Origin of the sequence: Candidatus Methylospira mobilis, assembly GCF_009498235.1 — a bacterium.
Lineage (GTDB): Bacteria > Pseudomonadota > Gammaproteobacteria > Methylococcales > Methylococcaceae > Methylospira > Methylospira mobilis.
In genome coordinates, this window is the sequence record NZ_CP044205.1 from 3908275 (window position 1) to 3933140 (window position 24866).

A 24866-nucleotide genomic window follows, 5' to 3' on the forward strand; every position below is an offset into this window, starting at 1 on the left:
ACAGGTTTCACGGAGCAACCCGTAACCTGACTGTTCGTCCAACAGTACAGCGCCAATTTTTTTCAACTGCTCGATAGTGGGTATAGTCATGATATAAGATCACCGGAGTCAATGGTTGCCGCTGCTGGTTTTGTGCCGAGTGCATCGAGATGCAGAGCCGAAGACTTGACTTTACGCCCGCCTTATCGAATAACTGTAGCCTTGGACCTAACCGACAGACCCTTTATGACTTTACCAAACCAGCGTCTGCAACGCACTCTCGACCTGATCGACGCCGCCAATAGCGAAGATCCCTATCATGAAACAGTAGACGGCAACAGTTGCCCCAAGGAATTGCTGTATGGGCAACGGATGAGCGCCTGGCTGGCGCGCGTTGAGCCGAACCCGCGCGAAACCTGGCAGATTGCCGCGCGCGCGCAGCATATCTGCCGCTGGGAAATCCCGCGCGACACTTATCCCATGGACAGAATCGGTTATCTGGAGTGGCGCAAGCGCCTGTACCGTTTCCATGCCGACAAGGTTGGCGCGATCATGCGGCAAACCGGTTATGAAGAGCCCGAGATTACCGAAGTTCAGCGCATGCTGCTGAAGAGTGGCATCAAGGCCGATGCATCGGTGCAACTGCTGGAAGATATGGCTTGCCTGGTCTTCCTGGATCACTACCTGGAGGACTTCATCGCCAAACATGGACATGACGAAGCCAAGCTGATCGATATCGTGCGTAAATCCTGGAAAAAAATGTCGGATCGCGGGCATCGCCATGCTGCGGAAATCGCGCTATCGGCTGAGGCGCAACGTGTGATCGGAAAAGCGTTGGCCGGCAGTGAATAATGTGCTGCCGCATCTCGCAACATGAATCTTCCGGCGTAGCGCTCATGCGCCGGAACCGAAATGACGACAGGGGTCCCATTGGGTAGCGGTCCCCCGGCCCCACAAACAAAGTGGCTGAATAATTCTTTTTTTTCCAGCATAATCGACCGGTATGGAAATCCGTCCCGCAAACCGCCCTTAATTCAACGAAACTTAGGGAACAAGTCATGTCGTCAAGCCCAGAATCGACCGCCCGTGCGACACAGCAAGCTGCTTTGCCGGAACTCCCTGAAAACGCGACCCAGCGCCTGCGCGAAATCCCCTACAATTACACCTCGTTCTCGGATCGCGAAATCGTCATCCGTTTGCTCGGCGAGGAAAGCCGGCAAATTCTGACCGAACTGCAGAGCGAACGCTCGACCGGACGCTCTGCACACATGCTGTACGAGGTACTGGGCGATATCTGGGCAGTGCAGCGCAATCCCTATCTCGAAGACGATCTGATCCAGAATCAGAAACGCCGCAAACTGCTGCTGGACGCGTTGCGCCATCGCTTGCGGCAGATGGAAAACCGGCGCCTGGAGCTAAAACAGACGCAGGCGGAACGCGCTGAAAAAATTGCGCGGCTGATCGAAGCCACGCATGTGCTGGTCAACCGCTTCGAGGCCGATTTCCATCATACCTGGGATCTGCGTCAGCGCGCGCGCCTGCTGCTGTCGCGCCATACCCGCAAGGACAACATCTGCTTCGACGGCTTCGCGCGCGTCGCGCATGTGACCGACGCCACCGACTGGCGCGTGGAATACCCGTTCGTGGTGCTTTACCCGGAAACCGAAGATGAAATCGGCCACCTGGTGCGCGGGTGCATCGCATTGGGATTGACCATCATTCCACGCGGCGGCGGCACCGGCCTCACCGGCGGCGCGGTGCCGTTGACACGGCTTTCCGCGATCATCAATACCGAAAAACTGCTGGAGATGCGGCCGATCGATCGCGCCACCGTAATGCCGGGCGTGGCGGAAGCGCAACCGACGCTGTTTACCGGCGCCGGCGTGGTCACGCGCCGCGCGATGGATAAAGCGGAAGCCGCCGGGCTGGTGTTCGCCTGCGACCCGACCTCCGCCGACGCCTCCTGCATCGGCGGCAACGTCGCGATGAACGCCGGCGGCAAAAAAGCCGTGCTGTGGGGGACGGCGCTCGACAATCTGGTGTCCTGGCGCATGGTCACACCGGACGGCAACTGGCTGGAAGTGGAGCGACTGAACCATAATCTCGGTAAAATTCATGAGCAGACGGAAGTCAGCTTCCGCCTCAAGCGCTATGAAGCGGACGGACGCACCCCGCTCGGCGAAGAAATCCTGGCGCTGCCCGGCGCAAGTTTTCGCAAGGAAGGTCTGGGCAAGGACGTCACCGACAAGTTCCTCGGCGGCCTGCCCGGCATACAGAAGGAAGGCTGCGACGGCATCATCACCTCGGCGCGCTGGCTGCTGCACAAAATGCCGCCCCACACGCGAACTTTCTGTCTGGAATTTTTCGGTCAGGCGCGCGAAGCGGTCCCGGCCATCGTCGAGGTGCGCGACTACCTGGACAGTTTGCCGAAGGAGGGTCCGCAACGGGTGATGCTGGCCGGACTCGAACACCTGGACGAGCGCTACGTCAAGGCGGTGGGCTACGGCACCAAGGCGCAGCGTTTCGGACGCCCGAAGATGGTGCTGTTCGGCGATATCGTCGGCGACGACGAAAACGCGGTGGCGCTGGCGGCTTCCGCGGTGATACGCCTGTGCAATGGGCGCGGCGCCGAAGGCTTTATCGCCGTCAGCCCGGAAGCGCGCCGCAAATTCTGGCTCGATCGCGCGCGCACCGCCGCGATTGCGCGCCATACCAATGCCTTCAAGCTCAACGAGGACGTAGTGATTCCGTTGCCGCGCATGGGCGAGTACTGCGACGGCGTCGAGCGTATCAATATCGAACTGGCGCTGCGCAATAAATTGCTGCTGTGCAAAACCCTGGCCGAGTTTTTTGCCGGCGAACTGCCGCTGCGCGAATACGAGTCCAACCTCGAAAAGGACGAGGTGATCGGCGATCGCCGCGGCAATGCGCTCGAGCTGCTGTCGCTGGTGCGCCGGCGCTGGCAATGGCTTTACGAGCATCTCGATACGCCGCTGAGCAAGGCGGAAGGCAAGTTCGCCGAGCTGGGCATAGAACCCGCTGAGTTTTCCAATCACACCAACCGGCCTACCCTGTTTCATCGCCTGCAGGATTATTCGGTGCGCGCTTCGTGGAAAAACGAGATACGCGCGCATTTGCAGGAGATTTTCGAGGGCGACACCTTCCGTCCGGTGCTGGAGCGCGTCGAAGCGCTGCACAGGGGGGTTCTGCGCGGCCGCGTGTTCGTGGCGCTGCACATGCACGCCGGCGACGGCAACGTGCATACCAATCTGCCGGTCAATTCGGAAAACTACGCCATGCTGCAGGAGGCCAACGAGGCCGTCGCCCGCATCATGGCGCTGGCGCGTTCGCTGGGCGGGGTAATCTCCGGCGAGCACGGCATCGGCATCACCAAGCTCCAGTTTCTGGAAGCGGATGAAATAAAACCGTTTATTGCCTATAAAAACCGCATCGATCCCGAAGGGCGTTTCAATAGCGGCAAGCTGCTGCCGGGCGGCGATCTGCGCCATGCCTACACGCCGTCGTTCAGCCTGATGGGTTTCGAATCGCTGATCATGCAGCAAAGCGATATCGGTGCGATTGCCGATGCGGTCAAGGATTGTCTGCGTTGCGGCAAATGCAAGCCGGTATGCACCACCCATGTGCCGCATGCCAATCTGCTGTACTCGCCGCGCAACAAGATACTCGCCACCTCGCTGCTGATCGAAGCCTTCCTCTACGAGGAACAGACCCGGCGCGGGGTTTCCATCACTCACTGGAAAGAGTTCGAGGACGTATCGGACCATTGCACCGTCTGCCATAAGTGCTTCAGTCCCTGTCCGGTCGATATCGATTTCGGCAAGGTCAGCATGGACATGCGCAATCTGCTGCGCAAGATGGGCAAGCAAAGCTTTAACCCGGTTAAAACCGCGACCATGACCTTCCTGAACGCCACGCGCCCGGAAACCATCAAGCTGATGCGCACGGTGCTGATCGAGTGGGGTTATAAAGGCCAGCGTCTGGGGCATGCGTTTTTAGCGCCATGGGGCAAGGCGCAGACCGCCCACCCGCCGGCCACGCACGGTAAAGCGCCGGTGCTGGAACAAGTCATTCATTTCACCAACCGCAAGATGCCGGGCAAGCTGCCCAGTAAAACCGCGCGCGCACTGCTCGATATCGAAGACAATCAGATCGTGCCGGTGATACGCGACCGCCAAAAAACGCAGATCGACTCCGAGGCGGTGTTCTATTTTCCCGGCTGCGGCTCGGAACGCCTGTTTTCGCAGGTGGGACTGGCGACGCAGGCAATGCTGTACGATCTGGGCGTGCAGACGGTGCTGCCGCCCGGTTATCTGTGCTGCGGGTTTCCGCAGCGCGCGAGCGGGCAGCTCGACAAGGCCACGCAAATATCCACCGACAACCGCGTGCTGTTCCATCGCGTCGCCACCACGCTGAACTATCTCGATATCAAAACGGTGCTGGTCAGCTGCGGCACCTGTCTGGATCAGCTCAGCGAATACGAGTTCGACAGGATCTTCCCCGGCTGCCGCGTGATCGATATCCATGAATATCTGCTGGAAAAAGGCGTGCGCATCGAAGGCGTCGGCGGCGTGCGCTACCTGTATCACGACCCTTGCCATAGCCCGCTGAAACAGCAGGACGCGCAAAAGACCGTCAACGGCCTGCTGGCCACCGCCGACGGCGCGCGTATCGGCTTATCGGCGCGCTGCTGCGGCGAAGCGGGTACGCTGGCGGTGACGCGCCCGGATATTTCCACGCAGGTGCGTTTCCGCAAGCAGGAAGAGCTGCAACTGGACACGGCGAAAATACACGGCGACGGCTATGACGGTCCGGTCAAGGTGCTGACCAGCTGCCCGTCCTGCCTGCAGGGTCTGCAGCGCTACAAGGAAACCCTGAATGAACTGGATGCCGATTACATCGTCGTCGAGCTGGCCAGGCATCATCTGGGCGAGGACTGGATGGAGCGTTATATCGCCGGCGCTTCGAACGGCGGCATAGAGCGGATTCTGGTATGAACGAAATAGCGGTTTTTATCCGGTTTGGTATCAAATAATAATTTTTAAAATATTTTTCCCTATAACTCATTTAAGAAGTTATGAGCAAGTTGCTTTAATTCATGATTCGATCGGGTCACCATAAATAAAGCCAATATACTGACGTTCATTCCGATATTGTGAAGTAATTATTCAGGACATCCCCGACCGATTAAATCCGTAATTAGAAGCAAAAGCGCCTGAAAGACACAGATTCTCCGGACAACTCCAGAGAATCTGTATCATTGACGGCGAACGAACGTCTCAACTATGTATAATGAATTGCACAGCCGGAGCCTCAGGCCGCCGGCAGCGCCTCTTCACAAGCCGTAATCCATGACTTGACAAAGTTGGAGCGCACAATATCATGCACGGAAAACTGGATCAGATCGAATTCCGGCATGCCTTGCGCGACGCTTAAAAACCACGCCATGCCGGAATCGTCGCCTCTTTTCCGGTTCAGGTCGGTCTGGGTCATGTCGCCCATCGCGATAACGCGGGTATTTTTGCCGATACGCGTCATGATCGAATTGATTTCCTGGCGTGTCATATTCTGGCATTCGTCGATCAGAACGATGGCGTTGTTCCAGGAAACGCCACGCACATAAGAAGTGGTAACGAACTCCACCAGGCCGGCGGCCTTCATATCGTCGTAGGTTGTGGATTTGCCGACCAGATCCGACATGATGTCGCGATAAGGCGTTTCATAAAACAGGATTTTTTCATCCAGCGTGCCCGGCATGAAGCCTATGTCGCGGGTAGGTACTGCGGAACGAACGATAATGATGCGATTTTGCCGGGAGTCGTCTCGCAGCAGTTCATTGAGCGCCAGAAACAGGCCGATGTAGGATTTGCCGGTGCCGGCGGAGCCGTAGGCGATAATCTGATAACCTTCGAAAAAGGCTCTGAAAAAGTCGGATTGGGTAGCTGTGAGGGGTTTGATGGTTCGGAGATCGTGGATAGACCACTTTTTCTTACGGGGACCTTCTTCGATAGCGCGTCCATTGACTGAAAGCGTATGCTCTAAAAACTCTATTGTCTGCCTCTTCTGCGATTTACATTTAATACGTTGAACAGCAGGGCTTTTTGCCATATGGTTCTCACCTCGGAACAAAAGTTGACCATGTACACGCCATTAATGGGGCTGTAGCATTTAATTCAAGTTACTTTAGGTTGTTCCCTCCTCAAGACATTAATAAACAATTAGTCCGGCCGCATTTCCGAGTATTATACTGTCATATTCATATGACAGCTGCGTGAAAGCTCGCATTAGCCAGTCAGTATTTTGCACTTAAATTCGGATTGTTCTCAAGTCTTTTTTCTTATGAAGAATATCAAGCGCGTCTTTTTCTTATTTGCTTTCATGCTCATGGCTGCGAGCGTTTCTACACCTGCATTAGCCGCTCAAGCGCTGCCTCCCGGCACCATAAAGGATTGGACGGCTACACTGGATCGTATTGAGCGCGCTACCCAGAAAACGGATATCAGCGACGATGCCGTAGAAGAACTGCGCTCGGAACTGGCGGCTCTGCGCACGCAAGTGCTGGCAGCTATCGCCGCATCCGCTCAGGAAGCGCAGGATATCAAGGATAAGCTGAATGCGCTTGGACCGTTGCCTGCGGCGGATTCGCCCCCGGAACTGCCTGCCATTACCGCCAAGCGCAAGTCCGTAAACGACGAAATGGCCGCCGCTGACGGCGCAGGCAAGGAAGCAGGGCTGGTGGTGACGCGCATCGATCACATCCAGCTTGAAATTTCAACGTTGCGACGCACCCGGTTCGCCGAAAGAATCCGTTCGCGCAATCAAAGCCCGCTGTCTCCGGCGTTATGGAAAAAAGCCGGCGCCGAATGTGTGGAGGACTGGAACCAGTTCATCGCAAGCCTGCAGAGCTTCAGGGGCAGTCCGGCAGTGCAAGCCGCCGATTTTTCCGCCATGGCTTACGCGTTTACCGCAGGAGCGCTGCTGATTGTGGTAATTTTCGCCTGGCTGCGGCGCTGGATAGTCGCTCGCGCCGGCGCGCTGCATGGAGAACCCTCCCAGGGACAGCGACTGGAGTTTGCCTTGGTTATGGGGCTTATCCACGCGCTGGTGCCATCCGCTCTTCTCCTCGGCCTTTATCTGGCATTGCGCAACTCCGGCATAGTGCCTGATTCCGTCCATGAGCTTGCATGGATCGTCACCGTTTCCTTGCTGAGCGTATTTCTGATCGCCGCGTTTTGCCGCGCAGTGCTGACGCCGTTCAGCCCGCGCTGGCGTTTGCTGGGTTCCACCGCGCGCGGCAGCCGTTCGATCAGCTTCGCGATTATCGCCATTGCCGTGGTTTTTGCGCTGGATAACGTGTTCGACGAACTCAGAACGCTCTATTCAGCGACTCTGGAACTGACCATCATCCAGAAATTCATTTCCGGCCTAAGTATCGCCGCGATTCTGCTGCTGTTTCTGAAGCAGCCTTTCTGGCAGCAAAAACCCAGCACCGCTGCGCGTCCGTCGATACTGGGTCCGCGCGCCTGGGGGGGGGTAAGAGTATTCCTGCATGTGCTGGTGCTGGCGATCCCGCTTTCCGCCGCGCTCGGTTATGTGGCGTTATCGCGCTTGATGGCGACGCAAATCGTTCTGACGCTGGGCCTGTTTATCGGCGGCGCCCTGACTCGCGGCGTGCTCGCGGAAACCATACGCCATACACTCACGCCGGAAAGCGGTCCGGCCGTTCTCAAACAAGCTTCGAACGGCGACGACGACGGCAACGAGATGCTGATTTTCTGGGTCACCGCCTTTGCCAACCTGCTGGTCGCGATTCTGACAATTTTTGTGCTGCTGTTTATCTGGGGAGCAGGCGGCCGCGACCTCGGCGCATGGCTTTATCAGGCGTTTTTCGGCGTCAAGATCGGCAGTCTGACCATCGCCCCGTCGGACATCCTGTTAGCCGTTTTGCTTTTCCTGGCGCTCAGTGTTTTCACACGCTTTCTGCAACGCAGCCTGGAGCAGAGCGTTTTCCCGCGCACGCGGCTGGATATCGGTTTACGCAACTCGATACGCGCCACGGTCGGATACGTCGGATTTGTATTGGCGGTAGCGCTGGCAGCATCCGCGGTAGGCATTGATCTTTCCAGTCTGGCCATGATCGCCGGCGCATTATCGGTCGGTATCGGATTCGGATTGCAAAACATCATCAGTAATTTCGTGTCGGGGCTGATTCTATTGGTGGAACGTCCGGTCAAAGTCGGCGACTGGGTGGTGGTAGGTGAACATCAGGGCCATGTGCGTAAAATCAGCGTCAGGGCAACCGAGCTGACCACCTTCGACCGCGCATCGGTTTTTATCCCGAATTCGAGCCTGATCGCATCCCCGGTAATGAACAAGACCCATGCCGACCGGGACGGGCGCATTATCCTGCCGGTGGGCATTGCCTACGGCTCGGACACGCATAAAGTCAGGGAGCTGTTGCTGGGTATCGCACACGAACATCCCGCAGTAAAAGACAATCCTGCGCCCGGCGTTTTATTCAGAAGCTTTGGCAGCGACGCGCTGCAGTTCGAGCTGATCGCCTACATCCATGATGTGGACAAACTGCTCGGCGTTACCAGCGACCTTTGCTTCAGCATCGACAAGGCGCTAAGGGAAAATTCGATTGCAATCCCGTTCCCGCAACGCGACGTGCATCTGGGGCTGTTGGACAGCCAGCTCGAAGCCATACTCAAGGCGCTATCGGCGCGACAGGACAGTACGGATTCCCCGGCTCGGACCGATTAATTTTTTACCCTTCGGCAGCAGCTCCTATTTATTCATAGAACGCTTCGTTCAAATCCGGCGCAACGGGCAGGCTCTCCTGCGCGATGCGCCGGCCATAACTCTGTGCAGCGCGTTTAATGGCGTACTCCATCAAACTCTGATGAACTATCCGGAACGCGCGATCGAAATCGGCGTTGAGGAATCCGCAGACCACACTATCGCATAGATGATAAAGCGCCGAGTAATGAATGCTCTCGCCGGAACTGCAGTCGTCGATTTTGCCGGACAACTCCCGCATCACCGATAAAACCGAACCCTCATGCCGCCACACCACTGAAGCGGCAGCGAGATCGTCTCCCCTGCAGGCAATCGCGGCCAGCGCGTGATAGGCCAGGTTAACCAGACCGGCCAGATTTTTAGTCGCATCGCCCGCAACGATGGCTTTAAAAGTTTCGCAGCCGCCCCCCATTAACAACGACTGGTGCATAATGATGTCCATATCCGCCAAATGCGCAGTTTGCTGATAGCCCGGCTGCTTTACTCCCGCCTGTTCATGAAAATCTCTGACTAATTGCAAATGTGCGTGCATGGCATACCTCGCATTGGCAGTCCGGACCTAAGCTGCAATAGATTACAACACATTGCCGCGAAGATCATGCAGGTCGAAAATGGCGGCCTCCGCAAGGCGGCGTTTATCCTGTGCCGCTGTTGTAGCATCGGGCGCAATAGGCCGGTAACATGCGCTCAATATGCCCGGTTGCGCCCGAAGCTTGCAGCAAGCTACCCTTAACTTAAACTCCACGGAGATTGGCCATGAGCAAACAATATGTATTTTCTTTCGAAGAAGGCGACGGCAAAAACAAGCATCTGCTGGGCGGCAAAGGCGCCAACCTGTGCGAAATGACCCAGTTCGGTCTCAATGTGCCGCCGGGCTTTGTCATCAGCACTGAAGCCTGCCTGGAATATCAAGATATACATGCTCTGCCTGCGGGCTTGCTGGACACCGTTCGGCAATACGTTGGCCAACTGGAACAAAAAACAGGCAAAGGCTTCGGCAGCGCCGCCGGCCCCCTGCTGGTATCCGTGCGCTCCGGCTCCGCGATGTCCATGCCTGGCATGATGGACACCATTCTCAACCTCGGGCTTAACCAGGAAACTCTGCAAGGCTTGATCACACAATCCGGCGACGAACGTTTCGGCTACGACGCCTACCGGCGCTTCATCCAGCTGTTCGGTAAAATCGCGCTGGGCGTACCCGACGCGCTGTTCGATGCGGCCTTCGAAGACATCAAGCGCCAGGCCGGAGTAAAAGCCGACGTCGGCCTCAACGCCGAACACCTGAAAGAAGCCAGCCGGCGTTTTCTCGATGTCGTGCGCGAGCACACCGGCAAGCCCTTCCCGGAAGACGTTTACACGCAACTCGAATACGCAGTCAAAGCAGTGTTCGACTCATGGTCAGGCAAGCGCGCAATGGACTACCGCCGCGAATTCCGCATTACCCCCGCCATGGCCAACGGCACCGCCGTCAACATTGTCACCATGGTGTTCGGCAACATGGGCAATGATTGCGCCACCGGCGTGGGCTTCACCCGCAACCCCGGCACCGGCGAAAACGAAATGTTCGGCGAGTATCTGGTCAACGCCCAGGGCGAAGACGTGGTGGCGGGCATCCGCACTCCCAAGCCGGTGCTGGAAATGCAGCAGGAAATGCCCGGCCTGTACCGGCAACTGGTGGAGCTGCGCGACAAGCTGGAAGGCCACTATCAGGAAGTACAGGATTACGAATACACCATCGAAAAAGGCGTGCTCTACTGCCTGCAAACCCGCAACGGTAAAATGAACGCCGCAGCCATGGTCAGAAGCTCTGTGGAAATGTTCAGGGAAGGCCTGATCAGCAAGGAGCAGGCCCTGCTGCGCGTCAACCCGGACCAACTGGAACAACTGCTGCATCCGGGCCTGGACCCCAAACACAAGCAAACGCCGCTGGCGCAAGGCTTGCCCGCTTCTCCCGGAGCCGCCAGCGGACGCTGTGTATTCGACGCCGATCAGGCCGTGATCCTCGGGCGCTCCGGCACCAAGGTAATACTGGTGCGCGAAGAAACCAAGCCGGAAGATATCCACGGTTTTTTCGCTTCGGAAGGCGTCCTCACCAGCCGCGGCGGTAAAACCTCCCATGCCGCCGTGGTGGCGCGCGGCATGGGCAAGGCCTGCGTTGCCGGCGCCGAAGGCATCCAGGTGGACGCGCGCGCGCGCTCCGCCAAAATTGGCGACGTAGTACTGCGCGAAGGCGACATCATTACCATCGACGGCAGCAGCGGCAACGTCTATCTGGGCGAAATTCCCACCATAAAACCGGAGTTTTCGCAAGAGCTGAGAACCCTGCTGGACTGGGCCGACGAAACCGCCACCCTCAAGGTCATGGCCAACGCCGATACGCCCGATACCGCCCGCGTCGCCCAGGAATACGGCGCGATGGGCATCGGCCTGTGCCGCACCGAACGCATGTTCAACGATGTGGAGCGCCTACCCATCGTCGTGGAAATGATCCTGGCGCACAATCTGGAAGAAAGGCAGGCGGCCCTGGATAAACTGCTGCCGATCCAGCGCGAAGACTTCAAGGAAATTTTCGCCATCATGGCGCCGCGCCCGGTCACCGTGCGCCTGCTCGATCCGCCCATGCACGAATTCCTGCCCAGCGAACACCAGCTGGAGGACGAATTGCGCGCGCTGGAGCAATATCTGCTGTCAGTGCGCGGACGCACCGCCGCCTGCAACGCAATGCGTCTGGACAATCCCGGCGGCATCACCGAAGACCAGGTGGCCGCCATCATTGCCCGCAAAAACCGCATGCTGCGCAAAGTGCGCGAACTCTACGAAGTCAACCCGATGCTCGGTCATCGCGGCGTACGCCTCGGAATCACTTACCCTGAAATCTACGACATGCAAATCCGCGCCATACTGGAAGCCGTCGCCGACTGCCAGCAGCAAGGCATTCCGGTACTGGCGGAAATCATGGTGCCCCAGGTTATCACCTCACAGGAACTGGAATTCATCTACCGCCTGGTCAACAAATCCCAGCAAGACATCGAAAGCCGCCTGGGACTGAAACTCTCCTTCAAGTTCGGCAGCATGGTGGAAACCGTCCGCGCATGCACCCGCGCCGGCGAACTGGCTAAAATCGCCGAATTCTTCTCTTTCGGCACCAACGACCTGACCCAGGCCGCGTTCTCCTTCTCGCGGGAAGACGCGGAAAACAAATTCCTGCCGCTCTACACCGATCACGGCATACTCCAGGACAATCCCTTTGAGGTGCTGGACGTCAAAGGCGTCGGCGTGTTGATGCGCATGGCCGTGGAACAGGGCAGGGAAACCAATCCCGGCCTGAAAGTAGGTATTTGCGGCGAACAGGGGGGACACCCTGCTTCCATAAACTTCTGCCAGAAAATCGGCATCAATTACGTCTCCTGCTCCGCCCCCCGCGTCCCCATTGCCCGTCTGGCGGCTGCGCAGGCGAAGCTAAAAGAGAAGTAAGGAAGGCTGATCGACGCGGGAAACGATTATTATTTCGTGATTGGCAGGATGCTTCAGCTGAACCAACACCACGCTCAGGATACCCGCGGGAAGCGGATATCCTGAGCCATGAATGGCAAACTCCGAGTCATCCATGAGGACTTGATTCCGGCACCCCCCGAATCTAGTCTTGGGCCGGTGCTGCCGGAATGACGACTTTCGACCATCAGATGCGAAGCGTAATTACTTGGATGGATGCGGCATAATTTGTCAGCTTTTTCCATAGCAGGCGGAGAGTTTTCTGCATCATTCGGGTAATACATTAACCAAAGCGAGCCATAAGAAATTTCGAGTTGGATGAGGGTGGGGATGAACAAACTTGATGCTGAACTGGCTCAACTGAACAGCGAACTAAAGAAAAACAATAGCGAGGGCGAGAAGATCAGAGCCGACTTGGTCTTCTTTGAGACCTTCAATGAGTCTGAAACGCGCAAAAAGATCCTCGTTCTGAGTGACGCACTCAAGCAAAAGCAAGCGGCGTTCGACAAGCCGCCAATCCCATCCATTGACATGGCCTCACAAGGATTCTGGCAAAGGCTTTTTCGCTTGGGAGAGCCATTCGAGGCGCAAAAACAAGCTGAGGCCGAAAATAAGCGCTACAAAGACGAATTGGCGCTTGAGATTGCCAAATTGGACGCACAAATAAAAGCGGACCAAGCGTTGATCGAGCGGCATAAATCGCTCGATGAGTACCAGCTTCGCGCCGAAATCAAGACGTATGAGTGCCGCGAAGAGATCATTCAGGGCAAGATTCTGTCTGTATCGGCAAAGCGCGAAAAGCTCGAACAGGCCATTGGCCCATTGCTTGAAGACTCTGCGCAATATCGCCAGCAAGTGCGGGACTGTGAGGCCGGCCTTAAATCTTGCAATGCTTACTTAGAGCAACTGGCTATTAATCACGATGCTCCAGCTAAACGCCGCAAAGTGCATGAGGCTTGTGCCGAGCAGTTCAACGGCAACGGTCGACCTGAGGACGTGAACAAAGATCTGAACAAAAAGCTCAAAGCCGCACGCAGCTTGCTTATCGAGATCGATAAACGCATCGACGACGAAATCGAAAAGATGGATACCAAATCGACGGTATCAGTGCCGATGCTCAATGTGGAACTCAATCTTGCACAAAGTCCAACTTTCGTTAGCTACATTCATCCAAAGATTATTGATAATGCTGCATCGCAAGAGTCAAGATTGGCTGAATCAAACCCTTTACGGTTCACATTGGAGACCGAATCTAAAGATAAAGCTGAATCTTTGATTAGCCATAAATCAAAAGTAAAAGACGCGCTTGGCCAAGGCATCTCGCAATTCCAGGGTGCATGGAACCAGGTTCAGGGCGATGCCTTGAATAAGGCATTGAGTGATTACGGAAAAGGGATACGGGAGTCGATCGCCAATAAATCTGGTGTGATCAATGGTCAATCCATGGATGTGCAGCAGGGCTTCGTTGCTGAGGCACACCACGTTGGTTCGTTCAACATTGAAGCTGCAGCCAAGGGGCAGAACAATCACCGGGCGACACTTGATGTTGGAAAGGTAAATGACCCAGTAGCTGACATTCGCGTAACAACGCCTAATGGGAGTAGCGACCACCAGGTCAAGTTCTACAAGGATGGCGAGAAGACCGCAGCAGCACTGTCACCGGAGAAATACGATGGTGTTGGCAAGATCGTTCCTTCCGATCAGGTTGACTCTGTAAAAGAGTCAGCTCGCAAGCAGTCAATGCGCAACAAGGACACACGCCCCGGGGTGTCAAAGAGCAACCAGGATACAGCCGACAACGCCACTGACAAGCTCACGTCCGGTGACGGCAAAGTATCAAGCAAGGGGCTTAACCGTAAAGACAAGGGCAGCGCAGAGGAGCTTGCCAAAGAAGCTGGGAAAAACGAGAACAGCCTTGAGTACAAAGATAAGGCTCGGGTGCGCAGTGAGTTCAATAGCATGCAGTACCGCAATGCTGCCAAGGCTGGTGCTGTTGCCGGCGCAGCCTCCGAGTCCGTGTCCATCCTGCTGGAGTATATGCGCAGTGATGAGCCCTTAGACATGGATAAGTGTCTTGATGCGGCCCAGCGCGTGGTGCTTAGCTCCGTGAAGGGTGCCGGCAATGCTTTGCTGATCACTGGTATTCAGCACGCAGGGCAGTCATTGATTGATGCTGCTGCAGCTCAGACCGGCAAAACGATTGGCGGAACCCTTGGCAAACAGTTCATCAAGGGCAACGTAGCCGCGGCTGTTGCCCAAATCACGGTCCAGCTGGCACAAAACCTGTGTAAGTTCTCCAACGGCGAGATCGACAGCATCGAGTTCGCTTCGTACACCATTGGCGGCTCGATGCAGGTCGTGGGTGGTAGCTTGGCATATGGCTTGGGTGCCAGCGCGGGCACGTACTTGGGCACGTTTGTCAGTGCCTCGGTCTCTGGTTACGCCATTGGCGGCACTACACTTGGCACCTTGGGCGTCATGGCCAGCGGTGCGGTGTTCGCAGTTGGCTTTGCTCTTGCAGCTGGTGCTTATGTCAATCACTTCTCTGTCAAGGGTGTGACGATCGCCAATGAAGATCTGAAATCTGCACTGGAGCTACTCAACGGCGGCTCGATCAACCTGTCGCAGTATGTCGGAAAGGTCGGCACCCTGTCCGAGCAGTCGTTCATTTGGAAAGATCTGCTGCCTTTCAGCGGTGCGATCTCGGTCATCTCGGAATACAGCACGCGCAAGAACCAGCTCAAGGCTGTCCAAAAAAATATCTACGCGCAGCTTGAAGAATTGCCTGAGCAAGAGCAGCAGATGATGCTGGAGCTGGCCAACGAGTACAGCAAGGAAATTGCAAACATCGACCGCCAGTACGAAGAGGCGCGGCGCAGCATTACCAATCAGGCCTTCGCTCAGATCGACGCCATGGGCAAAGAGCTTAACGATCACCTGGAGATGCAATACCTGATGTTCAAGCCTGTGCGCAAGAACTACATCGAGCACTCGGCGCTGATGGACGTGGAGCGACGCAAACAAGAAGAAAAGTGCGAGCGCTCGCAAGCATTCGCCAAAGAGCTAGAAAACCTGCAAGCGAATCTGAACACCATCGACATCTCAGAGCAGACAGGTTGTGATCTCAAACAAAAGATGGAAAAGACGATTCTCGATCGCATGGAATTGATCATTCCAAACAAGACCGGCTGGGACCAGGCCTGTGAATTTCTTGAGCTGCACTGAGGATTGAATTTCTATGATCTTAAAAGCAATTGCCAAATGGTGGGCAGGCTCAAAGCTGGAAGAAGAAACCGCCCACACGCAGGCTCTGGTTCGACGTCTCGAACTGGCTCAAGCTGAAGCCAATCGCCGAGTAAATGCCAAAATGGCTGAATACTCTCGCCAGATTAAAGCGCACCAGGAACAGCGCAACAAAGATCTCAAGCAGTATCTTGATTTCATGAATGGTCAGTTAGAAATAACTGGCACATATTTAAATGAACTTGCAGAGTTCCAAAGTTTCACATTTATCTGTATTGATTCGTGGATGCATCTTGATCTTTGCAATCAAGAAATCAATATCGTCAATGAAAAGCTGAATGCAATTTATTCGACCACATCATTAATTGATGCCTATATCAATGAGCTGAATAAGCAGGCTCAGCGGCAAGGTCGTCATGTATGGCGTGAATTTACTTCTGCGCGAGCAATCGGTGTGACCACCGATTTCATTGAGGCAACGAAGCGTTCTATTGAGCGCTCGTCGAAAAATAGTAACGACGAATTTAACAATGAGTTGAATCGGCTTAAAAGCCATCGATCACTTCTTTTAAAAGAAGCTGCTACCCTTAAAGACAAAAAAAAAGTCCTCAACGATAAAAAAGTATCGGTTATGGAGAGACACGAGGACAATAAGAAAACTTTGGCTTTGAAATATGACGCATGCATTGAATATTGGAATGTAATTGCCAAGAAGTTCGAATCATATTATGCGTTTGAAATGACGCAAAACGATTATGCGAGGCGGTTTCAAATTCCAAGTGCAACGGTTGTTGATTCGCACATAGCCTCATCCTTTTGGCAATTATGCAGGAATTCGGCATAAACTTCCAAGGGGGTTCTAAACCCGAGAATTTTTCTCGGTCTCGTGTTCAGTCTGTATGCGATTTCATCCAGTTGCTCCTGCGAGTAGGTCGACAAATCGGTTCCTTTGGGTAAATACTGGCGCAGTAGTCCATTGGTGTTCTCGTTACTTCCGCGTTGCCAAGGGCTATGAGGGTCGGCAAAGTAGATGGTGATGCCCGCTCGCTCACTGAGCGTTTTATGGCAGCTCATTTCCTTACCTTGATCATAGGTCATGGTTTTGCGCATCGGCTCATGGACACGGTTCAATGCGTTACTGAAGCCTTCCAGTGCGGCTTCAGCCGTGCCGGACGTCATAGCCGCCAGCATCACAAGGCGGCTGCTACGCTCGACCAGCGTGCCTACCGAAGAACGATTGCCTGACCCCTTGATCAGATCACCTTCCCAATGCCCTGGAACCAGCCGGTCTTCAATCTCCGGTGGACGTACATGCAAGCTGTTCATATCAGGTATCTGACCACGCCGATCGGTTCCTCTGGCGCGAGGACGTCTGCCCGTGTGAGATTGCCGCAAACAGCTCAACAGTTCGCTGCGTAATTCACCGCGTGGGAAGGCATACAGTGCGGTGTATATCGTTTCATGTGACACCGTAAGGGCTCCCTGCTCTGCATACACGCGCTTGAGTGTGCCAGAAATCTGTTCAGGCGACCAACCTTCATGCAGAAAGTAATCGACTACGCCAAAAAGCAGGCTATCCGGTAATAATTTGCGCGGCTTTCGAGCCATATGGCGTAACTGCCTCGCTCGTATCCCCGCCGTACCTGCGCAATAGCTACCAGACTTGACTGGATTGCGTAACAATTCGCGACTGATCGTTGACGGAGATCGCTGTAATCTCAAAGCCATCGCCCTCAGGCTATGTCCATCTGACTTCATCAACATGATCGCGGCACGATCCTCTGCACTTAAGTGATTATATTTCTTTTCCATTGCAACACCTTATCATAGTGTTGCACTTGTATTTTGAGCCCGCCCGAACTATTGGATTAAAAATCTTAAAGAGGGCGGTACGCTGCAAGAGATTATCAAGGTCATTGGTACGGCTACAGACATTATTGGTTGCGCCAACAAAATATTAAATGAGCTAAACGAGGAATATCAGCCGTTCAAACGGCGTGTCCAGACGGCACATGATAGCAAAGTCTATCCAGTCACTTTTGACCATGACAATGCAGAACGAAAGCGACTGGCTCCGATGGTGACAGAGGCCTTTGAAGACAAGAAGTCATTAATAGAAGCACGCACCATTCTTTATACACGCCGTGATGAGCTTCAAGGATATATCGACCGGATTAAGCCTCTGCATCCTGATTCAGCTATTGAGAGCATCTGTGAAATGCTTAGTGCTGACCGTGAATTTAATGCTTGGTTTGCATTCGGATTTAACACAAAGAAGCAGAAGCGCGAGCACTGGGACAAGAAGAACAAGAGCATTGAAAATGCAGCCACAAATTGAAATGTCATTTGACTGGAGAAGGCGCTCGATTAAGGAAAGCATTATTGCTGTAACGAAAGCTGTAGGCGCTGGATTTAACACAAAAGAGAAACTGACTGCATCTTTGCCTCAGTTTTCGGCATATAGAATTGCGCTTGCTATTGACGCATTGATTACCGCTGGCATGGCTGAAAATAATCTTGGCGTATTGAGCATTCATCCAGATATGGAGATTGTTTTTGAACTTGCTGATTCCAAGCTGGTGTTGCCTTTGACGGTTTATAAAGCAGATGCATCCATGCGCCGCGTGATTATCAACAAGCTGGGCTGCAAAAATCCCGCTGGCGTTGAATCTTTGCTTTACGTAAAGATCGTGGAGGCATAAATGGGTGAACGTCATCCAAACCTGCATCTCGAATCCGAGGTTGTTATCGAATTCGTAGAGCACATCGACCATTGGCTGGAATACCTGTCCGAGCTGATGCGCAACGCTGACAAGGAAACGATGCCGAAGCTCAAGCGTCAGATCAGCTATCTGCTCGCGTTTCGCACCGGTGCCAACTGCAACATCAACCACAATCGGTTGCTTCAGTATTACTACAGTAACCGAGCCCAAAAGGGCGGTGACGACATCTCACTGCCGGGAGAACGCCCCAACGCCGAGGAACGTCCAACCGACAAGGTCAAGCCAGACACGGAGGCCAAGATCAAGGCCTTCATGGATGAGTTCAAGGCTCGTGAAGGCGGAACCTCCATGGCGATCAAGCCCTTAGCTCCCATCCAATCGAGCTACAAGGAAGGTGATCCCGCGTTCAAGCTAATCTCAAAGGTGCTGGCCACCGAGGATCTGTTCTTCATGCAGGGGCCTCCCGGCACCGGCAAGACAACAGCTATCGTGGAAATCATCCTGCAAACGATCAAAGCCAAGCCAGGTGCGCGAATCCTGATCAGCTCAGAGACTCACGTGGCCGTGGATAACGCCTTTGATCGCCTTGCTGAGCAATGCTCTCCAGAGCTTCTGGACTCGATGCTGCGCTACCCGCAGTTCTCCATCACCGAGTTCGAGAGCCAAAACACGCCACAAACAGACGCCCTAAGTCGCGCTGATGCTTTATGGCACAAGGCGTACAGTATCGCGCCAGAGCTGACCATGAACCTATGGGAGACGTTAGAGCAGGGTAAAACCAATGACATCGGCAAGATGGGCCTGCCGCGTTGGCAAGCTCGCAATCTAGCTGAAATGCACCAGATCATCGGCGTCACCTGCAATCAGATCGATCACTTGGTCGATGATGAAACCGAGATGTTCGACCTAGCCATTGTTGACGAATGTTCCAAGGCCACCATGCCCGAATGGCTCATGGCCATGAGCGTAGCCAAAAAATGCATTTTAGTTGGCGACCACAAGCAACTACCGCCCACATTCTGCGCAGAAGAAGTCGAGGTACTGACCACGATGGACGAGCACAAAGAACGCTTGATCCGTAACGGTGTGATCGAGCGCTTGTTCGAAAACCTGCCGGTAGATATGAAAGGCACACTGGATAAGCAGTTCCGCATGCTCCCAGACATCGGTCAATTCATCTCGCACCACTTCTACAATGACGACCTACAGCACCACCGCACAACCACGGATCACGAGTTTCAAGACTTCGGCTGGTTCACATACAAATCCAATGACTACAGAGTGCCTGCGCAGCAGGGTAACGAAAAGAAGATTCTGGTCAATGAATTAGAAATCCGAATCATCATGGCCCGGCTCGCTGAGATATTCGAAAGGCTCAAGCGCGCCGGCGGTACCAGAAAGCTCAGTGTTGCACTGATCACGCCATACCGCGCCCAATGTAAAACTTTGCGCGATACCCTGAGCCAACGTGACTTCAGCGAGATGCTGGCTGTGGAAGTCGACACCGTCGATGCCTTCCAAGGACGACAGGCCGATATCGTGTTTTTCTCGTTCGTGCGCAATATCGGTCCTGCGACTTTCTACGCTGACGACCGCCGCATGAACGTGGCCATCTCACGGGCACGAGATGCCGTCTACCTGGTTGGCGACATTGACTACATCCGCAGCAAACGCCTGCCGGTGCTTGATGCCTTAGCACGCTTGCCTATATATAAAGCATCGAAAGGAAGATGTTTAATCAATACTTATTAAAAACTCGTGTTTTTGCTTTTTTGTGTTAAATGGGTAGACTAAACTCGTTTGCTCCGCAAGCAATCTTTGATGTTATTGAAGGACTTTCACCCCGAAAATCAAACCGCAATGCAGATGCAGAGGGTAATTTAAAAATCAAGATCAGCAGTTAATGGATGGACAAGGTCGAAAGGCTGCTTTTGGTGGCAGTAGCCGGTGGGCCGCCTGTGATTTTCTCGAAATATTGCCAGTTTGAATGTCAGGGATACGGTATTTCAATATTCGACAAGGTAGAATTGAAACTTGGTTGTAACTATTCAGCATGCTTGGGGAGAGGAAGTGAGGTGAGTCAGGCGAGACCTTCTGCGCCCACGGATGGGCGCAGAGAGCTTCCAGGGACGGACTTGCAGCGTGTCTCGACTGGCTTGCCTCACTTCCGACGGGTTACGGTCAGGGCTCAATAGCACTCCGCTGAATAGTTACAGTTGGTTTTTCATTGTTTTCAACAATCAATGGATTTTTGACTCAGCTAAACTTTAACTGTTCAACACCCAACTCCGAATACCCAAAAATAATCGCTTGCGAGGTTGTGCGGATGCCCATGAAGCTACGGAATCGATCCATTCACCGGCATTCCTTGCTCTCCGCCTCAGCTGGCGGCCGAGACACGCTACGCGCATCAATCAATGCCTGCCTGCCGATCAGCAATTGAAACAGCTTGCCGTCGCGCAGACTCGCGCGTATTTCCTGTGACGGCTGGCGGCTGCGCACGATGAAACGCTGACTGATGACTCGACAGCCGCTGCAGTCCGCGTCCGCCATGGCGGTATCGGCGATAAATAACGGAAAACGCTGCGCCAGCGCCTGCCGCGTCAAAGCGGTGTTTTCCGCGTAGGCCCGCACATTGACGCCCGGTAATTCCAGGCGGTAGCCCTCATCCTTGGCCCTGAAATTACAGGGTACGCCCAACGGCCCGGCCTGCGCCTGCAGCAAGCGCATGGCCTCGGGGCTGAACTGGCCCAGCGGGCCGTCGAACGGATGCAGAAACCCGCCCAGAACCAGCAGCGCGGCTATTGCCGCCACCGGAGCCAGATCGCGCGACCAGCCCGGCCGCGCCAGTCCGGCCAGATTAACGGCGAGTCCGCCGGCGACCAGCACCCAATACCACGGTGCATAAAGCGCCATGTTCTCCGCTTCGCCGTTCAGGCGGATCGACAGACAACCCAGCCCAGCCAGCGCCAGGGCGGTCAACCCGTGCGCCAGCAGAAAAACGGCGCGCGGAATCCGCTCCCAGCACAGCGCGCACAACACCGCCAGCGCAGGCATGGCGGGCAACAGATAACGCCCGGAGCGCTGGCTTGGCAAGCTGAAAACGGCAAACAAAACCAGGAACCATAGCCACAGCAGCTGTTCCTCACGCGTTAAAGCGTGGCGTTCACGCCATGCCAGCCACATCAGTCCCGCCAGCAGCGGCGCCAGTAAACCGGCATTGATGAAAACGGCCAGGCACAGGCTCCAGATACTATGCCCTCCCCAGATCAGGCGGCGCAGATAACTTTGCTCGCCGGCCTCGAATTTACCCAGATTCTCCCCGACGACGAATTCGCGGAATATCGCCGCCGGATCGGGATCGAGTACGAACCAGAGCGAAAACACCGCCAATGCCACGCTGCCGAGAAGCGCCAGTTTATAAGCATCCTGTCGCAAAAAAAGCGGCCAGTCGTAACGACGCTCGTGCAAATACCACCAGCTCAAGCCAAGCCCGACCGGAGCCAGCAGCGCAAACGATTTATAAAGCAGGCCGATACCACAAGCGCCCCCCAGCCCCAGAGGAACCAGCTGGCGCGAGGCATAGGCGCGCTGCTTCCAGTACAACAGTACAAAAAAAGGCAGGAAAAACCAGAAAACTTCGGCGGCGCTGGTTAAAAACGGCCGTCCATAGCGGTAGGTATCGAAAAACGCGAGATAAACCAGCGCCGCAAGCAAGCCGGTTCGAGTCGCGCCGCCCAGTTTTTTGCCCAATAGGAACGCCATCAACGCGGTAGCCAGCGTGTAAAGCACGCTGGGGTAGCGCAACGAAAAACGGTCCCAGTGCCGCCCCCAGCCGGTACTGGCGATGCCCTGCCAGAACAGCAGAGGCGGTTTGGTGTTGCGCATGTGATCCAGCTGCGACTGAAGCGGCAGCAAATGGCCGCTGGCGGCAGTCAAACGAGTGATATGCGCATAAACCGCTTCATCGCCGTTGGTCGGCGCATTCTTGCTGTCGAGGGCATAGAAATAGGTGAAAACCGCCAGTATCAGCGCCAATAACAGGTAAGTGTCTATCACTTGCCCCTCGGGTCTTGCCTCGCGCTCCATACTTTTTTTCAACGGACTGAAAGTCCAGCGATCGTTGATGAAATAATTGAAAACGCTGGCGGACAGGATTGCGATCAGGTTGGCGGCCAGATAATGCAGCTCTGTAGCCAATAATCGCGTGAGCGCAAATTGAATGACGATGCTGACCCAGCACGCCGTCGAATACTGAATAAACTGCAAAATCAACGGGCGAGTATGATGATGCTTACGATCGTGCCAGGTCCACAACCGGTTCCAGCCGAAGTTGTTAATGGTTGCGACGAATATCGCCAGCGCCAGGGATAGGTTCAAACGCAAGCCGGCGGAAGCGACTCCGGTGAATAAATACTCCTGCGCCAGATAGAGTACGCCCAGATTGACCACGGTGCCGGATGCGCCCACGGTGCCGAAGCGGATAAAACGGTAAGCCAGGACGCGGCGACCATGATGCTTAATGAAATGCAGGGGCATGAATCAGGCGTTTTCCAGAGAACGAGTGGTTTCGGTCCGGCTGTTCCGTAAAATCTCACGCGCCTTGTTCAGGACGCGCTCAGGGCTGATGCTGCTGATACAGCGATTATCGCCGTCGCAGGGCGAGTTGCGGTGATTATAGGCCGTCAGACACGGCGAGCACGGATACGACTCGAAGAAATTCCAGGATTTACCCGACAAAGCGCCGTAGAGTTGCGGCGTCTCCGGCCCGAAAAACACCATGCTGTAAATCGGCGTCAACGCAGAAAACTGGGCAGGACCGCCATCGTTGGTAATCAACAGCTCGGCGCGGAAAAACAGCACCAGCAGATGGCGGATGGAAGCAGTGTAACCGGTCAAATCGACGCAGTTTTCATGCCGGCAGTGGGCGACGATTTCGGTAGCCAGCGGCTTGTCCTCCTTCAAACCGATCAGTCCGACCGCATAGCCTTCCTCGACCAGAGTACGGCACAAAATCTTGTAATATTCGGACGGCCAGGCGCGTATAGGCAGGATTCCGCCGCCGGGGTAGACCAGAATCAGGCGTCTGCCGCGCACGGTAGGAAAAGCGTCATGCAAGGCGGCCGCCGTTTGCTGCAGTTCCTGTCCGGCAAAGGCCAGATGCGCTACGCTCAACGGCGGCGCGGATACCGGAGTCTTGCTGCAGGGGCGCTGCCTCGAATCGATCGCTTCAACCAGGGTCAGCAGCTGCTGCGACAAATGGCGGTAAGGGTTATAAGGCACCGGCCGGTTGATGTAGCTGCCGCGATACAGGCCCTCCTGGGTATGAGGATGAAAGCCTACCCGCAACGGCGCGCCGCTGAGCCGGGAAAAAATACTGCTGGTGCGCGCGAACATTTCGCAATCGATCACCACATCGTAGCGTTCGGTGCGAAGACGCTGGATTGCGCGCAGACAATCCTGTAAAAATGCCCCCAAACGCCGGTCGTTCAGCGCGATGATATTTTCGGCGGAAACGGCCCCGGTCAGCTCCAGGATTTCACGATTTTTGCCGAACATCAGCATATGTATCGAGACTCCCGGATATTTCTGTGTCAGGCGTGCGAACATCGGCTGCGCCAGCACCAGACTGCCCATTTCCGAAAGCAGTATGATCAGTATTTTTTTCGGCTGGGCCGGGGATGCCCGACCACTAATGAACCTGCCCCACAATGACAGGAAAAAACACACCGGCACGCCCGCCCAGCGGTCCAGCATACGTTGCAGATTGATATTCATTCAGTATCAGTAACGGCAAGAACGCACTAAATAGCAAAACAGGGTATTCTACGCCAACACTCCAGGCTTGTGAGCGGAAGAATGCTGATCAATACCAGAAAAACTTTTATCGTCAACGCCGAAAACGCCCTGCCGGGGCGTGCCGAACCGCTGACGCGCCTGCCTGAAGCGCATGCCGTCAACGGTCACCCGCTGCAAGGCCCCTGGCCGCAAGGCATGGAAAGCGTAGTGTTCGGCATGGGCTGTTTCTGGGGAGCGGAGCGCCTGTTCTGGCAAACGCCGGGCGTATACAGCACTGCCGTCGGCTACAGTGGCGGATATACGCCCAACCCAAGCTATGAAGAGGTATGCAGCGGCCTGACCGGACATTTTGAGGCGGTGCTGGTCGTTTTCAATCCGGCGCAGCTGGGCTGGGACAGGCTGCTGCGGATGTTCTGGGAAGCGCACGACCCGACCCAGGGCATGCGTCAGGGCAACGATACCGGCACGCAATACCGTAGCGCGATACAGGCGTGGAATCCGGGCCTGCTGCCGCTTGCGACAGCTACGCGCGATGCCTATCAGCAACAACTGCTCAGCGCCGGCCTCGGCGCCATCACCACTGAAATAGCCCTAGCCGGGGATTTTTACTATGCGGAACCCTACCATCAACAATATCTGGCCAAAAACCCCGGTGGGTATTGCGGACTGCGTGGGACCGGCGTTTTCGCTTCCCTCCCCGTTTAGCCGGTTTTTTTATCCGCCCCCATAAAGTATTTCCCAAAAAATACTTGTTGTGATTTTTCTATTCTGTTAGATTTACCCAGCAACAATTTGTTGTCTATTGACAAC

General features: G+C 55.0%; 15 protein-coding genes. 10 read left to right on the top strand and 5 right to left on the bottom strand.

Translation table 11 applies throughout. From position 1 onward, the window contains the following. Positions 1–225: 225 nt before the first annotated feature. On the top strand, positions 226–831 hold the full coding sequence (locus F6R98_RS17825; RefSeq protein ID WP_153250220.1) for a DUF4202 domain-containing protein: 606 nt from the start codon (positions 226–228) through the stop codon (positions 829–831). A 206-nt stretch (positions 832–1037) separates the two neighbouring features. Further along, complete coding sequence (locus F6R98_RS17830; RefSeq protein WP_153250221.1) at positions 1038–4994, top strand: DUF3683 domain-containing protein; 3957 nt, start codon at positions 1038–1040, stop codon at positions 4992–4994. A 316-nt stretch (positions 4995–5310) separates the two neighbouring features. On the opposite strand, the gene F6R98_RS17835 is transcribed toward F6R98_RS17830, so the two are convergent. Next, positions 5311–6105 (bottom strand): PhoH family protein, encoded by a 795-nt coding sequence (locus F6R98_RS17835; RefSeq protein WP_153250222.1) that lies wholly within the window; start codon positions 6103–6105, stop codon positions 5311–5313. A gap of 276 nt (positions 6106–6381) precedes the next feature. Here F6R98_RS17835 and F6R98_RS17840 point away from each other — a divergent pair, with 276 nt between their 5' ends. Beyond that, positions 6382–8763 (top strand): DUF3772 domain-containing protein, encoded by a 2382-nt coding sequence (locus F6R98_RS17840; RefSeq protein WP_228124942.1) that lies wholly within the window; start codon positions 6382–6384, stop codon positions 8761–8763. Positions 8764–8791: 28 nt separating this feature from the next. On the opposite strand, the gene F6R98_RS17845 is transcribed toward F6R98_RS17840, so the two are convergent. Beyond that, on the bottom strand, positions 8792–9331 hold the full coding sequence (locus tag F6R98_RS17845; protein ID WP_153250224.1) for a nucleoside triphosphate pyrophosphohydrolase family protein: 540 nt from the start codon (positions 9329–9331) through the stop codon (positions 8792–8794). Between the two features lie 224 nt (positions 9332–9555). Between F6R98_RS17845 and ppdK the strand changes: the two genes are divergently transcribed. From ppdK to F6R98_RS17860, 3 genes are all read left to right on the top strand, one after another. Beyond that, a complete protein-coding gene (gene ppdK, locus F6R98_RS17850; RefSeq protein WP_153250225.1) occupies positions 9556–12273 on the top strand; it encodes a pyruvate, phosphate dikinase in 2718 nt (905 codons plus the stop codon). A 348-nt stretch (positions 12274–12621) separates the two neighbouring features. Next, on the top strand, positions 12622–15516 hold the full coding sequence (locus F6R98_RS17855) for a coiled-coil domain-containing protein (RefSeq protein ID WP_228124943.1): 2895 nt from the start codon (positions 12622–12624) through the stop codon (positions 15514–15516). A 13-nt stretch (positions 15517–15529) separates the two neighbouring features. Then, on the top strand, positions 15530–16378 hold the full coding sequence (locus F6R98_RS17860; RefSeq protein WP_153250226.1) for a hypothetical protein: 849 nt from the start codon (positions 15530–15532) through the stop codon (positions 16376–16378). Here F6R98_RS17860 and F6R98_RS17865 read toward each other — a convergent pair. After that, the gene (locus tag F6R98_RS17865; protein ID WP_153247527.1) at positions 16303–17346 is read right to left on the bottom strand and encodes an IS30 family transposase; all 1044 of its coding nucleotides are present in this window, start codon (positions 17344–17346) and stop codon (positions 16303–16305) included. The genes F6R98_RS17860 and F6R98_RS17865 overlap by 76 nt on opposite strands. A gap of 265 nt (positions 17347–17611) precedes the next feature. On the opposite strand from F6R98_RS17865, the gene F6R98_RS17870 reads away from it, so the two are divergent. The 3 genes from F6R98_RS17870 to F6R98_RS17880 are packed head-to-tail and all read left to right on the top strand — an operon-like array spanning position 17612 to position 20009. Further along, entirely contained in the window at positions 17612–17872 is a 261-nt protein-coding gene (locus F6R98_RS17870) for a hypothetical protein (protein WP_153250227.1), read from the top strand. Beyond that, on the top strand, positions 17856–18236 hold the full coding sequence (locus F6R98_RS17875; protein WP_153250228.1) for a hypothetical protein: 381 nt from the start codon (positions 17856–17858) through the stop codon (positions 18234–18236). The genes F6R98_RS17870 and F6R98_RS17875 overlap by 17 nt, the downstream gene beginning before the upstream one ends. After that, on the top strand, positions 18237–20009 hold the full coding sequence (locus F6R98_RS17880; protein WP_228124944.1) for an AAA domain-containing protein: 1773 nt from the start codon (positions 18237–18239) through the stop codon (positions 20007–20009). A 603-nt stretch (positions 20010–20612) separates the two neighbouring features. Here the strand turns inward: F6R98_RS17880 and F6R98_RS17885 are convergent. Together F6R98_RS17885 and F6R98_RS17890 are read right to left on the bottom strand one after the other, a co-directional pair. Further along, positions 20613–22796 (bottom strand): GtrA family protein, encoded by a 2184-nt coding sequence (locus tag F6R98_RS17885; protein WP_153250229.1) that lies wholly within the window; start codon positions 22794–22796, stop codon positions 20613–20615. A gap of 3 nt (positions 22797–22799) precedes the next feature. Next, positions 22800–24035 (bottom strand): glycosyltransferase family 9 protein, encoded by a 1236-nt coding sequence (locus F6R98_RS17890; RefSeq protein WP_153250230.1) that lies wholly within the window; start codon positions 24033–24035, stop codon positions 22800–22802. An 81-nt stretch (positions 24036–24116) separates the two neighbouring features. On the opposite strand from F6R98_RS17890, the gene msrA reads away from it, so the two are divergent. After that, positions 24117–24761 carry a peptide-methionine (S)-S-oxide reductase MsrA gene (msrA, locus tag F6R98_RS17895; protein ID WP_153250231.1) on the top strand — a complete coding sequence of 215 codons (645 nt, stop codon included), beginning with the start codon at positions 24117–24119 and terminating at the stop codon, positions 24759–24761. Positions 24762–24866 lie beyond the last annotated feature (105 nt).